The organism is Acidovorax facilis (assembly GCF_023913775.1).
Lineage (GTDB): Bacteria > Pseudomonadota > Gammaproteobacteria > Burkholderiales > Burkholderiaceae_C > Acidovorax > Acidovorax facilis.
In genome coordinates, this window is record NZ_JAMXAX010000136.1 from 1 (window position 1) to 14,996 (window position 14,996).

The following is a 14,996-nucleotide window of genomic DNA, read 5'->3' on the forward strand; positions in this document are numbered from 1 at the left end:
CCATGCACCCAGAACGAGTTGATCACCGGAAGCCCGCGCTCCGAGCGCTCGTCGTTGAAGGCGTGGGTGTAGAGCAGCATCTGCATCTCGCTGTGCAAACGGTGCAGGGTCCGGGCCGCCTTTGCGTCCGGCATCCAGGCGCGCACGTCGCGCTGCAGCACGCGCTCCAGCGAGGCGGTAGCCAGGTCGGCAAACAGGGGGCTGGAGGCCAGCCAGCGTGTGGGCTGATCGTAGTGCAGAGTGATGCCGTCTTCGGCAAACCAGGGCGAGACGATGGCCAGCAGCGCGCGCGATGCGGCGTCATCCAGCGCGAGGTGCTCGGGGTTGCGCAGCGTGACGTGGTCGGTGCTGACCTGCCACTGGCAGGGCGTGACAAACGCCCAGGCGTCACCGTTGGGTGACTGCACTTGCTGGTGGCGGTGCCACGCGGCCCAGGGGATGCGCCCGTCCTGCGCTGGCAGTCCCAGCGCGCGCGCCAGGGCGCGTTCGTGGGGGGCGGAGAAGCTGGTCTCCTCGCCGCTGTCACTGTGGGTGGGATGGGGGCTGAGCCGGGCCAGAAGCCGGTCCAGGTGGGGCAGGGCCAGGCCCTGCAGGGCTTGCTGGCATCCGGTGGCTGCGCTGGCGGCGTAGGGAATGAGCAAATGGTTGGTGTCCGACATGGGCCTATTGTCCGGGATGCCACAATCTGGCCGGCCTGTGGCGTGCATTCCGCACTCTGCAGTGCCTTCTTTCCTTATCCATGCAAATCCCCTACGAACTGGCCCTGGGCTGGCGCTACACGCGCGCCGGCCGCGCCACGCGGCGCAACGGCTTCATCTCGTTCATCTCGGGCGTGTCCATGCTGGGCATCGCGCTCGGCGTGGCGGCGCTCATCATCGTGCTCAGCGTGATGAACGGCTTTCAGAAGGAAGTGCGCGACCGCATGCTCAGCGTGGTCTCGCACATCGAGATCTTTGCGCCCCAGGGCGCAGCGCTGCCCGACCCCGCCCGCACGCTGGCCGAAGCGCGGCAAAACCCCAACGTGGTCGGCGCTGCGCCTTTTGTGGCCGCGCAGGCGCTGCTGGCACGCGGCGAGGACATGAAGGGCACGCTGGTGCGCGGCATCGACCCGGCCCTGGAAGGCGCCGTGACCGACCTGGCCGCCACCAACGAGCAGGTGCTGAACATGCTGGTGCCGGGCGAGTTCCGCGTGGTGCTGGGCGGCGAACTGGCGCGCTCGCTGGGTGTGCGGGCCGGTGATGTCATCACCCTGATCGCCCCGGCCGGGCAGGTGACGCCTGCGGGCGTGGTGCCACGGCTCAAGCAGATGACGGTGGCGGGCACGTTTGACTCGGGCCACTATGAATATGACTCGGCGCTGGTGATGCTGCACCACGAGGACGCGCAGCGCATCTTTCGCCTGGAAGGGCCCACCGGCGTGCGCCTGAAGCTCAAGGACCTGCACCAGGCCCGCGAGGTGGCGATGGAGCTGGCCCGCACGCTCAGCGGGCAACTGCTGATCCGCGACTGGACGCAGCAAAACCGCACCTGGTTTGCCGCCGTGCAGTTGGAAAAACGCATGATGTTCATCATCCTCACGCTGATCGTGGCGGTGGCCGCGTTCAACCTGGTGAGCACGCTGGTGATGACGGTGACCGACAAGCGCGCCGACATCGCCATCCTGCGCACACTGGGCGCCAGCCCGAAAAGCATCATGAGCATCTTCGTGGTGCAGGGCGCCATGGTGGGCGTGATCGGCACGTGCGTGGGCCTGCTGCTGGGTCTGGGCGTGGCGTTCAACATCGACGTGATCGTGCCCGCCATCGAGCGGGCGCTGAACGCCAGCTTTTTGCCCAAGGACATCTACCTCATCAGCAAGATGCCCAGCGAGCCGCAAAGCAGCGACATCGTGCCCATCGGCGTCATCTCGCTCGTGCTGTCCTTTGTGGCCACCCTCTACCCCAGCTGGCGCGCCAGCCGCGTGAACCCCGCCGAGGCGCTTCGCTATGAGTGATTTGAACCAAGTCGTCCTGGAAGCCCAGGGCCTGACCAAGCGCTTTTCCGAAGGCCGCCTGGATGTGACCGTGCTCAAGGGCGTGGACCTGCAGATCCGTGCTGGAGAAACGCTGGCCATCGTCGGCGCATCGGGCTCGGGCAAGAGCACGCTGCTGCATTTGCTGGGCGGGCTGGATGCGCCCACGGCAGGCACCGTGCGCCTCAAGGGCGAAGAGATGTCCTCGCTGTCGGCCGAGCGCCAGGGCCAGCTGCGCAACCAGCACCTGGGTTTTATCTACCAGTTCCACCACCTGCTGCCCGAGTTCAGCGCGCTGGACAACGTGGCCATGCCGCTGCGCATCCGTCGTCTGCCGCTGGCGCAGTGCCATGCCGAGGCTGAGCGGGTGCTCACCTCTGTGGGTTTGAAAGAGCGTCTGATGCACCGACCCGCCGAGCTATCGGGCGGCGAGCGCCAGCGTGTGGCGATTGCGCGTGCCTTGGTGACGCGGCCCGCGTGCGTGCTGGCGGATGAGCCCACGGGTAACCTGGATCGCAGCACCGCCGACGGCGTGTTTGACCTGATGCTGCAGCTGGCGCGCGACCAAGGCACGGCGTTTGTGATGGTGACGCACGATGAGTCGCTGGCGGCGCGGTGTGATCGCGTCTTGCGGCTGGTGTCTGGGGTTTTGGGGTGATTTTGGGCCCTGGCGATTGTCTGGAGCGCGCGGGGTGCTATTGTTTTTGCAGTCTTGTGGTGCACTCCTGTCCGTTCGGGCTGAGCTTGTCGAAGCTTGTTCTTGCTGGTTGGGGCCGCATGCTTGGGTTGAGTGCGGAGGCCGGGAGTCGCCCGGCATGCGAGTAACTTTCTTTTGCTTCGCCTGTATGGACCGGACACATGGGAAACAGGTGTGCAGGGACATAGGTAACACCTCCTCAATTGGAAGCCGTCAGAGCGTTCATGTCCAGACGCATGAATCGCTGGTGACAGAAGTACAGGTCAAAGCACCCGTCGTGTAGATCGTCCGGGCGCAAGGCGACCGGCAGTCTGTGCAGTGCACTGGATAGCCGCAGCTTGTGTCCCTGGAACTTCACAAAGCCATTCCAGCCCACCGTGAGCACATGGTCGCGCTCGGCGTACTCGATGGGCGCCAGGGTCGTTGGCATAGGTCGGGCACTCATGCGGTAGTGCTGCACCGGTGTCTGCATCGCCAGTGCCTCGTGGGGCCGGTGGTGGTTGTAGATCTCACGCCAGCGCTGCATCGCCTCCTGCGCCTGGGCCAGGCTGTCAAAGGTCCTCCCTCGCAGCACCTCGGCCTTCAGAGAGCGGTGAAAGCGCTCGATCTTTCCGTTGGTCTGCGGATGGTACGGACTGCTGTGGCTGCTGCGCACGCCCAGGCGGATCAGCCAGACATCCAGGGAACTCAGGTGGCCTGGGGCGCTGGGTGAGCCCCAGGGCGAGCCGTTGTCGGAATTGATGCGCGCAGGCAGCCCATAGCGCTCAAAGACCCCCTGCAGCAGCGTCTGGACCGTGGCAGCGTCGGTCTTGCTACAAGCCGTCGTGGCCATGCGAAGCGAGAGTGATCGTCCAGCAGGGTCAGCGGCGAGCAGCGGCCACTGGCCGTCTCGAAGTAGCCCTTGAAATCCATCTGCCACAGGCCATTGGGCAGTTCGTGCTCGAAACGTTGCCATTCGCCTTGGGTCTCGTTGTCCGCTGGCGCGATCAGCCCATGGCGACGCAGCAGGCCCGTGACCGTGCTGGGGGCAGGCACCTGCTCATGGCCCAGATCCTGCAGGCGCCGGCAGATCTTGCGCGCGCCCCAGGCTGGGTGTTGCCTGCGCAGCTCCAGCACGGCCGATTGCAAAGCCTCAGCGGTCTGGCGGGGGCTGTGCAGCGGACGGCGTGAGCGCTCGGTGAAAGCTTTCTCGCCTTCGCTCGCAAAACGCTTGAGCAGCGCATATCCAGCTTTGGGTGAAATGCTGAAGCGACGACACAGCTCACGCCGGTTGGCGCCCTCCTGCAGTGCCAGTTGCACAAACTCTCGTTTGGTGGTCATGAGATCTCTCGGTTGCCAGGGCATAGGTTTCTCCTGGGCAGGGTTTGCCAAGGAGAAGTGTTTCCCATGTCCCCGCACACCTGTTTCCCATGTGTCCGGTCTGAACAGCTTCGCCAAAAGAAAGTCACCAAAGAAAAGGCGACCCCCAGTCTGCGACCCCTGCGCTTCGCTACGGGGCAAACCTGCGTCGGGGCGGTTGCGGGGTGCGCCGCAGAACTCACTGCGCGCCTGCGGCGCTCCGCTCGAACAACTGCGGCGAGTCAGAGCACGAAGCATGGGCGCTCCGACGCCCATGCCACCCCGCAACCGCCCCGCCGCAGGCGCAGCCAGCAGGGGGTTGGGCACCCGAACATCCAACAGCCGAACAGCCACACGGGCCTTTGCTGCGCTCGGCCTCACCTCGCGGGCGCAAGCGCTTCGCGCTGCGCAGGCTGGGCCGAGCGCAGCGCAGCGAAGCAATGGCCCGAATGGATGTCCGCTCCCGGGTTCCCTTCAGGATGCGCCGAGGAGCGGAGGTTTTGGCGGATCAGGGCTCGCGTCTGTTTGAGTGACGCGAAGCGGCGCGAGTTTAGCGAGACCCCGCCAAAACCGAGCACCGCAGGTTGCCCGCAGCGAAGCGAAGGGACGCAGCGTGTAGGGTCGCCTTCTCTTTGGTGACTTTCTCTTGGCGACGCAAGAGAAAGTTACTGCGCCGCCGGGCGCACACCCCGGCTCCCGCCCTGAAACCAGGCATGCGGCAAATCCAGCGCTCAAACCCTGGCTTCGACAGGCTCGGCCCGAACGGTCAGGGTGACGCCCCGGCTTCGACGAGCTCAGCCCGAACGGATCGTGCGGTGAAACGGTCGGGCGGCAGGCCCTTCACGCGCCCAATTTACCCAAGGCGCGCAACACATTCTCAGCAGTGGCCGGCGCCGTCAGCACTACCGGTGCCGCAGCGTCCGACCCCACCTCACGTCCCGCAGCCACCGCATTGCGCAGCGCCTCGTACACACTGATCGCCAGCATGAACGGCGGCTCGCCCACCGCCTTGCTGCCTCCCACGTTGTCTTCCCGGTTGGCCTCGGGCCACAGTTCCACCTTGAAGTGTTGGGGGATGTCCCCCGTCGCCGGGATCTTGTAGGTGCTCGGCGCGTGGGTGGTCAGATACCCTTTGTCGTTCCAAACCAGTTGCTCGGTGGTCAGCCAGCCCATGCCCTGCACAAAACCACCTTCGATCTGCCCGATGTCGATGGCCGGGTTGATGCTGTGGCCCACGTCGTGCAGGATGTCCACGCGCGCCACGCGGCTTTCGCCGGTGAGGGTGTCGATGACCACCTCGGAGCAGGCAGCGCCGTAGCTGAAGTAGTAGAACGGCCGGCCCGTGAGCGTGGCCTTGTCATAGTGGATCTTTGGCGTGCGATAAAAGCCATCGCTCCACAGCTGGATGCGATTGGCGTACGCCTCCTTCACCACATCGTCGAAAGCGCGCACCTTCTTGGGCGAGATCACCTGGCCGCCCTCGAAGCGGATGGCGCCCGCGCCGCAGCCATCGAGCCCGCACACGAACGAGGCCAGGTTGTCCCGCACATTGCGGGCTGCGAACTGCGCCGCGCGGCCGTTCAGGTCGGTGCCGCTGCTGGCGGCGGTGGCGCTGGCGTTGGGCACCTTGCTGGTGTCGCTGGCCGTGACCAGCACGCGGTGCAGCGGCACACCCAGCTCGTCGGCCACGATCTGCGCCACCTTGGTGTGCAGGCCCTGGCCCATTTCGGTGCCGCCGTGGTTCACCTGCACGCTGCCGTCGGTGTACACATGCACCAGCGCGCCCGCCTGGTTGAACAGCGTGGCGGTGAAGCTGATGCCGAACTTGACGGGCGTGATGGCCAGGCCGCGCTTGAGCACCGGGCTTGTGGCGTTCCACGCAGCGATGGCGGCCTGGCGCTGGCGGTAGTTGGCATCGCGCTCCAGCTGGGGCATCAGCGCGTGGAGGATGTTGTCCTCCACCGTCATCTGGTAGTGCGTCACGTTGCGGCCATCGGCTGCATCCTTGCCGTACAGATTGACCATCCGCACGTCCTGCGCATCGCGGGCCAGCGCGCGGGCAATGTCGCCCAGGATGGCCTCGATCACGATCACGCCCTGCGGCCCGCCGAAGCCGCGAAACGCCGTGTGGCTCTGCGTATTCGTCTTGCAGCGGTACGAGGCGATTTCCACATCGCTCAGGTAGTACGCGTTGTCGGCATGGAACACGGCCCGGTCGGCCACGGGGCCGGACAGGTCGGCGCTGAAACCGCAGTTGGCGGCCATCTGCAGCTTCAGGCCTGTAATGCGGCCGGTGTCGTCAAAGCCCACGTCGTACTCGTACGCAAACGGGTGGCGCTTGCCGGTGACCATGAAGTCTTCATCGCGGTCCAGCCGCAGCTTGACGGCGCGGCCGAACTTATTGGCAGCCACGGCGGCCCACACGGCCAGGTGACCGGCCTGGGTCTCCTTGCCGCCAAAGCCGCCGCCCATGCGGCGGCATTCCACCTTGACCGCGTGGTTGTCGATGCCCAGCGCGTGTGCCACCCAGTGCTGCACCTCCCCGGGGTGCTGGGTGCTGGAGTAGATCCACCACTGCTTTTGCTCCAGCGGCAGCGCGTAGGCGATCTGGCCTTCCAGATAGAAGTGCTCTTGCCCGCCCACCTCAAACGCGCCTTGCAGGCGGTGTGCCGATTGCGCAAGACCCGTGGCGGCGTCACCCCGGCGCACAAACACGGGGGGCAGCACGTAGCTCTGGGCCTGGAGCGCGTCGTGCACGTTCAGCACGGCGGGCAGGGGTGTGATGTCGAGCTTCACGGCACGCACGGCGCGACGCGCCTGCATGACCGAGTCGGCCACCACCAGGCCGATGACTTGGCCGATGTGCTGCACGGTGTCGACTGCAAAAACGGGCTCGTCGTGCGCAAAGGCGGCCAGCAACTTGTCGCCTGGCACGTCGGACGACAGCACCACGCCGCGCACACCGGGCAGGCCCAAGGCGGCGCTGGCATCCACGCTGTTCAAGGTGCCGTGGGCCACGGTGGAGAGGATGGGCGCTGCGTACAGCGTGCCTTTCACCTCCGGCAGGTCGTCGATGTAGTGGGCGGCACCGGCCACCTGGGCGCGCGCGCTTTCATGGATGTGCGACTGGCCCATGGCGCGGGGACTGGCGGGTGCGCTGGTCTGCTGCGGGGCTTGGGGCTCGGCGGCGTGGGCGTCGGCGGTGGCAGCCACCGGGTCGTCCACGGCGTCGCGGCTCACCGGGAGGCCCGTGGGGAGAGATTCGCGCTGGTTCATACCGCAGCCTCCAGTCGGAAGTTCTCCACGCTCACGGCCTCTTCGCCCTGGCTCTCCAGCCAGAAGCGCTGCAGCAGGCTGGCCAGCACCGTGCGGCGGTAGGCGCCGCTGGCGCGCATGTCCGAGATGGGGTTGAACTCGCCTTGCAGCGCTTGCGCAGCGCGGGCGACGGTGTCGGCGTTCCAGGGCTGGCCGGTCAGCGCGGCTTCTGTCTGGCGCGCACGGACCGGGGTGGCGGCCACGCCGCCCACGCCGATGCTGGCGCGGCGCACCACGTCGGCTTCGATGTCAAGGTTGATGACAAGGCAGACGGCAGAAATATCGTCGTCGAATCGCTTGGAAATCTTGTAGGCCCGAAGCACTTCCGTGACACCCGGCCTGGGCACCACGATGCGCGCCAGCAGTTCGTCGGGCGCCATCACGTTCTGCCGGTAGCTGGTGTAGAGATCTTCCAGCGCCAGCGTGCGTTCGCCGCGCACGCTGGCCAGCACCACCTGGGCCCGCAGTGCAATCAAAAGCGGCATCGAGTCGCCAATGGGCGAGCCGTTGGCCACGTTGCCCCCCAGCGTGCCCGAGTTGCGCACGGGCAGGCCGGCAAAGCGCGTGGCAAAGGTGTGCAGCTGCGGCCACTGGGCCGTCAGTGTCGCAAAGGCGTCGGTGAGGGTGACGGCGGCGCCGATGGTGATGTGCTGCAGCGTCGCATTCACCGCGCGCAGCTCGGCCACGCGGGTCACGTCCAGGATGCGTTCGTATTGTTTGTGCTGCTTGGTCACCCACAGGCCCACATCGGTGCAGCCCGCCACCACCTGCGCCGCAGGGTGTGCGGCCCGCGCGGTCAGCAGATCGGTCAGCGTGGTGGGGGAAATATAGGAAAAATTGGCATCTGGCGCTTGATGGGTAAGCGCTAATAGCTCTAATTTTTGTAGCAAAAGGGGTTCGTTCACCGCCATCGCGGGAAGGGTCGCCATTTGCTGCGCGGCGTCCAGGATGGGGCGGTAACCGGTGCAGCGGCACAGGTTGCCAGAGAGTTCTTCCTGCGCCAGTTCGCGGGTGATCGGCTCACCCTGGCAGACGTGGTTCTGGTACATGCCGAACAGGCTCATCACGAATCCGGGCGTGCAGAAGCCGCATTGGGAGCCGTGGCACTGCACCATCGCCTCCTGCGCAGGGTGCAAGGTGATGGCTTGCCGCGCCGCAGCGGGGGCATCACCCACTGGCTGGATCAGCGGGTCTTCCGCCAGGTCCTCCACCGTCCACAGCGCCATGCCATCCACCGAATGCGCCAGGCGGATGCAGCTGTTCACCGCGCTGTAGTGCAGCTTGCCGTCCCGCGCCTCGCCCAGCACGACGGTGCAGGCGCCGCAGTCGCCTTCGCCGCAGCCCTCCTTGGTGCCGGTGCAGCCCAGGTCTTCGCGCAGCACCTCCAGCAAGGTGCGCTCGGGTGGTACATTGCCCAGCGCCACGGGCTGGCCTCGGCGCAGGAATTGCAAGGGTCTTGTTGTCATGACAAACGCCACTTCGATCTTGGATGGAAAGGTTCAGCAGAGGGTAGAACGCAGTACCGTTACCGGCATATGCGCAAGCTTATGGCACCCATGCCCACACCGCTATGAGAGACCACGCCCTTTTCGACAAGATAGACCTCCATCTCATAAGGGTCTTGCACACCGTGCTCACAGAACGCAGCGTATCGAGGGCCGCCGTCCGCCTGGGCATGCACCAGCCGGCGGTGTCGGCTGCGCTCAAGCGGCTGCGCGACCTGGCGGGCGACCCGCTGCTCGTGCGCTCGGGTGCCAGCATGATGCCCACCGATGCTGCGCTGCGCATGGTGGAGCCTGCAGGGGCCATCCTGCGTTCCGCAGAAGCCTTGTTTTCGGATGCGCGGGGATTTGATCCGCGCACTGCCACCCGCACCTTCCGCGTCGCCGCCAGCGACTACCTCGACCCGCTGTTCCTGCCCCAGCTCGTCGCCCGCATCAAGGTCGAAGCGCCCTTGTGCCCCATCGAAATCCTGCCCCTGTCGGCCGACACGCACTATCACGCGCACCTGGCGCAGGGCGAGGTGGATGTGGTGATCGGCAACTGGCCCCAGCCGCCGGACGATCTGCACATGGGCCGCCTGTTTGGTGACGAGGTGGTGTGCTTGGTCGGCAAAGACCACCCCGCCGTGCGGCGCGGCTGGGATGTGGAGAGCTGGCTGGCCGCCGAGCACATCGCGCCCACGCCCACCCACCCTGGCGCGCGCGGCGTGATCGACGCCCACCTGGACAGCCTGGGCATGCAGCGCCACATCACGGCGCGCTGTGCGCATTTCAGCCTCATCCCCAGCATCGTGGCATCGAGCTTGCTTGTGCTGACCACCGGCCGCCAGTACTGCGAACGGTATGTGGAGCAACTTCCGCTGGCCATATTGCCGTGCCCGGTGCCGTTTCCTCGGCTCATGTACTACCAGCTGTGGCACGCCCGCACGCACCACTCGGCCGCCGCGGCCTGGCTGCGCGACTGTGTGAAAACCGTGGCTGCATCGCTACGAAAAGAATAGCTGCCTGGGTATGCTGAACAAGCGCAAGAAGGTGTTTTCATTCTTATAACAAGTTGTAAAACTGAGAGACAATCCCCGCATGAGTTCTCCCTCCAATCCTTTAGCGCCTGGTGCGGCGCCGCCACGGCTTCAGCTGGTGGGCATCACCAAGCGCTACCCGGCCGTGGTGGCCAACAGCGGCGTGTCGCTCACGGTGCTGCCGGGTGAAATCCACGCCGTGCTGGGCGAAAACGGCGCGGGCAAGTCCACGCTGATGAAAATCATCTACGGCTCGGTCAAGCCCGACGAAGGCAGCGTGTTCTTCAACGGCCAGGCCGTGCAGGTGCGCAACCCGCAAGAAGCGCGGGCCCTGGGCATCGCCATGGTGTTCCAGCATTTCAGCCTGTTCGACACCCTCACGGTGGCCGAGAACGTGTGGCTGGGCCTGGACAAGAGCCTGACGCTGGCCGAAGTGACCAGCCGCATCACCGCCAAGGCCGCCGAATACGGCCTCGACATCGACCCCCTGCGCCCCGTGCACACCCTGAGCGTGGGCGAGATGCAGCGGGTGGAGATCATCCGTGCGCTGCTCACCAACCCCAAGGTGCTGATCCTGGACGAGCCCACCTCGGTGCTCACGCCCCAGGCGGTCGAGAAGCTCTTCGTGGTGCTGCGCAAGCTGGCCAGCGAGGGTTGCAGCATCCTCTACATCAGCCACAAGCTGCACGAAATCCGCGCGCTGTGCACTGCCTGCACCGTGCTGCGCGGCGGCAAGGTGACGGGCGTGTGCAACCCTGCCGAGGAATCCAATGCCTCCCTGTCGCGCCTGATGATCGGCGCCGAACCGCCCGCGCTGGAGCACCGCGCGGTGCAGACCGGCGCCACCGTGCTGCGCGTCAAGGGCCTGTCGCTGCCGCGTGCCGACCAGTTCGGCGTGGACTTGATCGACCTGCAGTTTGAGGTGAAGGCGGGCGAAGTGGTGGGCATTGCCGGCGTGTCCGGCAATGGGCAAAAAGAGCTGCTGTATGCGCTGTCGGGGGAAGACCAGCGGGCCGAGCCTGCGAGCATCCAGGTCTCGGGCCAGAACGCAGGCCGCATGGGCCCTGGCCAGCGCCGTGCGCTGGGCCTGCACTTTGTGCCCGAAGAGCGACTGGGTCGGGGCGCCGTGCCCACCATGGGGCTGGCGCACAACCTGCTGCTCACGCGCACCAATGCGGTCAGCGGCAGTGGCTGGATCAAGGTGGGCGCGCTGCAAAAGCATGCCGAGGACATCATCCGGCGCTTCAATGTGAAGGCGGGTGGTCCCAACGCAGCGGCCAAGTCGCTGTCGGGCGGCAACCTGCAGAAGTTCATCGTGGGCCGCGAGATTGACGCCAAACCGAAGCTGCTCATCGTCTCCCAACCCACCTGGGGTGTGGACGTGGGGGCTGCGGCGCAGATTCGCGGCGCCATCCTGGCGCTGCGTGATGCGGGCTGCGCCGTGCTGGTGGTGAGCGAGGAGCTGGACGAATTGTTTGAGATCTGTGACCGGCTGCACGTGGTGGCCAAGGGGCATTTGTCGCCTTCCGTGCCGCGCGCCGAGGCCACGGTAGAGCGCATTGGCGAATGGATGAGCGGGCTGTGGCATGCCGATGTCCAAGCGCACCTCGCACAACAGGCCAAGGCAGCGGAGGTGCAGCATGCTTAAGCTGGAACCGCGCCCCCAGGCTTCTGGCTGATGGACCTATGGCTCGCCGCTGCTGGCGCTGGCCGTCACGGTGTTGATTGGTGTGGCCTTGTTCGTGGCGCTGGGCAAAGACCCGGTGCGCGGGTTGCAGGTCTTCTTCTGGGAGCCGATCAAGACGCCCTATGCCGTGGGTGAACTCATGGTCAAGGCCACGCCGCTGTTATTGATTGCGCTGGGGCTGGCTGTGTGTTTTCGCTCCAACGTGTGGAACATCGGCGCTGAAGGCCAGTTTGTCATCGGCGCCGTGGTGGCGGGCGGCGTGGCGCTGCTGGCCGACAAGACCACCGGCCCCTGGATCGTGCCCGCCATCCTGCTCGCCGGGGTGCTGGGCGGCATGGTGTGGGCGGGGCTCACGGCGCTGCTGCGCGACAAGTTCAACGCCAATGAAATCCTGGTGAGCCTGATGCTGGTCTATGTGGCCACGCTGGTGCTGGGCTATCTGGTCTATGGCCCGTGGAAGGACCCGATGGGCTACAACTTTCCGCAGACCAAGACGTTCGAGAAAGTCACGCAGATCCCGCGCCTGATGCAGGGCTCGCGCGTGTCCATCGGGCTGCTGCTGGCGCTGGCGGGTGCTGCGGCCTTGTGGGTGTTTCTGTTCCGCACGCGGGCCGGTTTTGCCCAGCAGGTGGGCGGGCTGGCCCCTGCAGCGGCGCGCTATGCGGGCTTCTCGTCGCGCAAGGCACTGTGGACGGCGCTGCTGATCTCAGGCGGCGCGGCGGGCCTGGCAGGCGCGCTGGAGGTGGCCGGACCCATTGGCCAGCTCACGCCGTATGTGCCCGCAGGCTACGGCTTTGCCGCCATCATCGTGGCCTTTGTGGGGCGGCTGCACCCGGTGGGCATGATTTTGTCGGCCATTCTCATGAGCATGTTCTACATCGGCGGCGAGCTGGCGCAGTCGCGCATGGGCCTGCCCAAGTCGCTCACGGGCGTGTTCCAGGGCCTGCTGCTGTTTACGCTGCTGGCCTGTGACACCTTGATCGCCTACCGCATCCGCTGGGTGGCCGCGAAGGGAGGCAAGTAATGGAATCCTATGCACTCCTGATTGGCGCCACGCTGAGCGCGGGCACCGTTCTGGCCATCGCGGCCCTGGGCCTCTTGATCAATGAAAAAGCTGGCATCGTCAACCTGGGGGCCGAGGGCATGATGCTCTGCGCCGCCATTGCAGGGTTTGCCACCGTGGTACACACGGGCAACACCTGGCTGGGGTTTGCGGCGGGCATGGCCGCTGGCGCGCTGCTGGCGGCCATCTTTGGTGTGCTGGTGATCTGGCTCAACACCAACCAGTACGCCACGGGGCTGGCGCTCAGCCTGTTTGGCGTGGGTTTTTCGGCCTTTGCGGGCATCAGCTACGTCCAGGCCAAGCTGCCAGAGCTGCCCAAATACGTGATCCCGGTGCTGGGCGATGTGCCGCTGCTCGGCCCCGCGCTGTTCCGGCAGCACCCGCTGGTGTATATCACCATGCTGCTGGTGGCGGGGATGATCTGGTTCCTGTACCGCACGCGCACCGGGCTGGTGCTGCGCTCGGTGGGCGAGTCGCCTGATTCGGCGCATGCGCTGGGCTACCCGGTGCGCCGCATTCGCCTGGCGGCGGTGGTGGCCGGTGGCTCGCTGTGCGGGCTGGCCGGGGCGTACATCTCTACCGTTTACACCCCGCTGTGGGTGGAGGGTATGGTGGCCGGTCGCGGCTGGATTGCGCTGGCGCTCACCACCTTTGCCACCTGGCGCCCGGCACGGGTGTTGCTTGGTGCTTATCTTTTTGGCGGCGTGACCATGCTGCAGTTCCACTTGCAGGCCACGGGCGTGCAGGTGGCCAGCCAGTTGCTGAGCATGTTGCCGTATGTGGCCACCATCGTGGTGCTGGCGCTGATCTCGCGCAATCCGGCGTGGATCCGCATCAACATGCCGGCATCGCTGGGCAAGCCGTTTTATCCGGGTTCGTGAACAAGCGCTGGTCCCAAGAATTGCTGGTTACCCGGTGGTAGATCGCCCCATAATTAGTGTTTTCGTCCCTCAACCTTTGCAAGTCTTACTTCTTCAATAAGGAAACCGACATGACTGATCTGCAGAAACGCTCCATGCTCAAGGTGGCAGCGCTCTCCGCCGTGGCCGCTGCTGCCCTCGTGGGCTGTGGCAAGAAGGAAGAACCGGCACCGGCCCCCGCGCCCGCACCGGCTCCCGTGGCAGAAGCACCGGCGCCCAAGCCCGAGCCTCTGAAGATCGCGTTTGCCTACGTAGGCCCGGTGGGCGATGGTGGCTGGTCGTTCGCCCACGACAACGGCCGCAAGGCCATCGAGAAGGAATTCGGCGACAAGGTCGTGACGAGCTTTGTGGAAAGCGTGCCCGAGTCCGCCGACGCCGAGCGCGTGCTGCGTGACCTGGCCGGACAGGGCAACAAGCTGATCTTCGGCACCACCTTCGGCTACATGGAGTCCATGCTCAAGGTCGCGGAAGACAACAAGGGCGTGAAGTTCGAGCATGCCACCGGCTACAAGACGGCCGAAAACATGCGCACCTATGACAGCCGCACCTACGAAGGTGCGTACATGGCGGGCATCATTGCCGGTGCCATGACCAAGTCCAATACTCTGGGCGTGGTGGGCTCGGTGCCGATTCCTGAAGTGATCCGCAACATCAACAGCTTCACGCTGGGTGCGCAGTCGGTCAACCCCAAGATCAAGACCAAGGTGGTCTGGGTGAACGAATGGTTCAGCCCACCCAAGGAAACCGAAGCCGCCACCAGCCTGATCAACGGTGGCGCGGACGTGTTGTTCCAGAACACCGACTCGCCTGCTGTGCTCAAGACCGCACAAGAGAAGGGCAAGCGCGCCTTCGGTTGGGACAGCGATATGACCGCCTACGGTCCCAAGGCCCACCTGGCTTCGGCCGTCATCAACTGGGGCCCGTACTACATCAAGGCCACCAAGGACGCGCTGGAAGGCCAGTGGGCCACGGGCCAGAGCTGGTGGGGCGTGAAGGAAGGCGCCATCGACATCGTCTCCATCGCCGAAGACGTGCCTGCCGACACCAAAGCCAAGGTCGAAGCCGTGAAGAAGGGCCTGGCCGACGGGTCGTTCCAGATCTGGAAGGGCCCGATCGTGGGTCAGGACGGCAAGGAAGTGCTGGCCAAAGACACGGTGGCTGATGACAAGTTTCTGGGCGGTGTGAACTTCTACGTCAAGGGCGTGGAAGGCAAGATCCCCGGTGGCGAAAAGAAGTAAGTCAATGGATCGGTCAGCGGGCCTGACGGCTTGCTGCATACAGTGAGAGGGCCGCCTGCGGGTGGCCCTTTTTCGTTTCTGTGACCCGTCCTACCCAGCGTTGACACGTGGACCTTTCAAAAGGGCATGTGTCATGGAATCGAGTGTCAAACGCACGCAGCGCGACTACACGCTGGCCTTTAAATTGGCGGTGGTGGAGCAGGTAG

The 14,996-nt window shown here is 65.6% G+C and carries 10 protein-coding genes and 1 pseudogene; 7 read left to right on the top strand and 4 right to left on the bottom strand.

Features of this window, described 5'->3' with window-relative positions:
• A partial coding sequence (locus tag NFX52_RS25205) for a phosphoglycerate mutase (RefSeq protein ID WP_252635864.1) occupies positions 1-659 on the bottom strand: 659 nt, incomplete at its 3' end.
• 80 nt (positions 660-739) lie between these two features.
• Here NFX52_RS25205 and NFX52_RS25210 point away from each other — a divergent pair.
• Positions 740-1,993 carry a lipoprotein-releasing ABC transporter permease subunit gene (locus NFX52_RS25210; protein ID WP_055393461.1) on the top strand — a complete coding sequence of 418 codons (1,254 nt, stop codon included), beginning with the start codon at positions 740-742 and terminating at the stop codon, positions 1,991-1,993.
• Positions 1,986-2,669 carry a lipoprotein-releasing ABC transporter ATP-binding protein LolD gene (lolD, locus tag NFX52_RS25215; RefSeq protein WP_055393458.1) on the top strand — a complete coding sequence of 228 codons (684 nt, stop codon included), beginning with the start codon at positions 1,986-1,988 and terminating at the stop codon, positions 2,667-2,669. Before NFX52_RS25210 ends, lolD begins: the two co-directional genes overlap by 8 nt.
• 238 nt (positions 2,670-2,907) lie before the next feature.
• Here lolD and NFX52_RS25220 read toward each other — a convergent pair.
• The 3 genes and pseudogenes from NFX52_RS25220 to xdhA form a co-directional block, all read right to left on the bottom strand.
• Positions 2,908-4,052, bottom strand: a pseudogene (locus tag NFX52_RS25220) (IS481 family transposase).
• Between the two features lie 834 nt (positions 4,053-4,886).
• Positions 4,887-7,322 carry a xanthine dehydrogenase molybdopterin binding subunit gene (xdhB, locus tag NFX52_RS25225; RefSeq protein WP_055401949.1) on the bottom strand — a complete coding sequence of 812 codons (2,436 nt, stop codon included), beginning with the start codon at positions 7,320-7,322 and terminating at the stop codon, positions 4,887-4,889.
• Positions 7,319-8,827, bottom strand: a complete 1,509-nt coding sequence (gene xdhA / locus NFX52_RS25230; protein ID WP_055401947.1) for a xanthine dehydrogenase small subunit — start codon at positions 8,825-8,827, stop codon at positions 7,319-7,321. Before xdhA ends, xdhB begins: the two co-directional genes overlap by 4 nt.
• 104 nt (positions 8,828-8,931) lie before the next feature.
• On the opposite strand from xdhA, the gene NFX52_RS25235 reads away from it, so the two are divergent.
• The 5 genes from NFX52_RS25235 (at position 8,932) to NFX52_RS25255 (ending at position 14,790) form a co-directional block, all read left to right on the top strand.
• Positions 8,932-9,864, top strand: coding sequence for a LysR family transcriptional regulator (locus tag NFX52_RS25235; protein WP_082437633.1), 933 nt, complete (start codon positions 8,932-8,934; stop codon positions 9,862-9,864).
• A 79-nt stretch (positions 9,865-9,943) separates the two neighbouring features.
• Positions 9,944-11,530: an ABC transporter ATP-binding protein gene (locus tag NFX52_RS25240; protein WP_055401943.1), complete on the top strand. Its 1,587-nt coding sequence runs from the start codon at positions 9,944-9,946 to the stop codon at positions 11,528-11,530.
• Between the two features lie 49 nt (positions 11,531-11,579).
• Complete coding sequence (locus NFX52_RS25245; RefSeq protein ID WP_252635865.1) at positions 11,580-12,593, top strand: ABC transporter permease; 1,014 nt, start codon at positions 11,580-11,582, stop codon at positions 12,591-12,593.
• A complete protein-coding gene (locus NFX52_RS25250; protein WP_207402232.1) occupies positions 12,593-13,513 on the top strand; it encodes an ABC transporter permease in 921 nt (306 codons plus the stop codon). The genes NFX52_RS25245 and NFX52_RS25250 overlap by 1 nt, the downstream gene beginning before the upstream one ends.
• 110 nt (positions 13,514-13,623) lie before the next feature.
• Positions 13,624-14,790, top strand: coding sequence for a BMP family ABC transporter substrate-binding protein (locus tag NFX52_RS25255; RefSeq protein WP_055401936.1), 1,167 nt, complete (start codon positions 13,624-13,626; stop codon positions 14,788-14,790).
• The last annotated feature ends 206 nt before the right edge of the window (positions 14,791-14,996 follow it).

Bases quoted from the DNA above. Each gene is read 5' to 3' on its own strand.
- NFX52_RS25210 (WP_055393461.1), top strand. From the start codon at position 740: ATGCAAATCCCCTACGAACTGGCCCTGGGCTGGCGCTACACGCGCGCC.
- lolD (WP_055393458.1), top strand. From the start codon at position 1,986: ATGAGTGATTTGAACCAAGTCGTCCTGGAAGCCCAGGGCCTGACCAAG.
- xdhB (WP_055401949.1), bottom strand. From the start codon at position 7,322: ATGAACCAGCGCGAATCTCTCCCCACGGGCCTCCCGGTGAGCCGCGAC.
- xdhA (WP_055401947.1), bottom strand. From the start codon at position 8,827: ATGACAACAAGACCCTTGCAATTCCTGCGCCGAGGCCAGCCCGTGGCG.
- NFX52_RS25235 (WP_082437633.1), top strand. From the start codon at position 8,932: ATGAGAGACCACGCCCTTTTCGACAAGATAGACCTCCATCTCATAAGG.
- NFX52_RS25240 (WP_055401943.1), top strand. From the start codon at position 9,944: ATGAGTTCTCCCTCCAATCCTTTAGCGCCTGGTGCGGCGCCGCCACGG.
- NFX52_RS25250 (WP_207402232.1), top strand. From the start codon at position 12,593: ATGGAATCCTATGCACTCCTGATTGGCGCCACGCTGAGCGCGGGCACC.
- NFX52_RS25255 (WP_055401936.1), top strand. From the start codon at position 13,624: ATGACTGATCTGCAGAAACGCTCCATGCTCAAGGTGGCAGCGCTCTCC.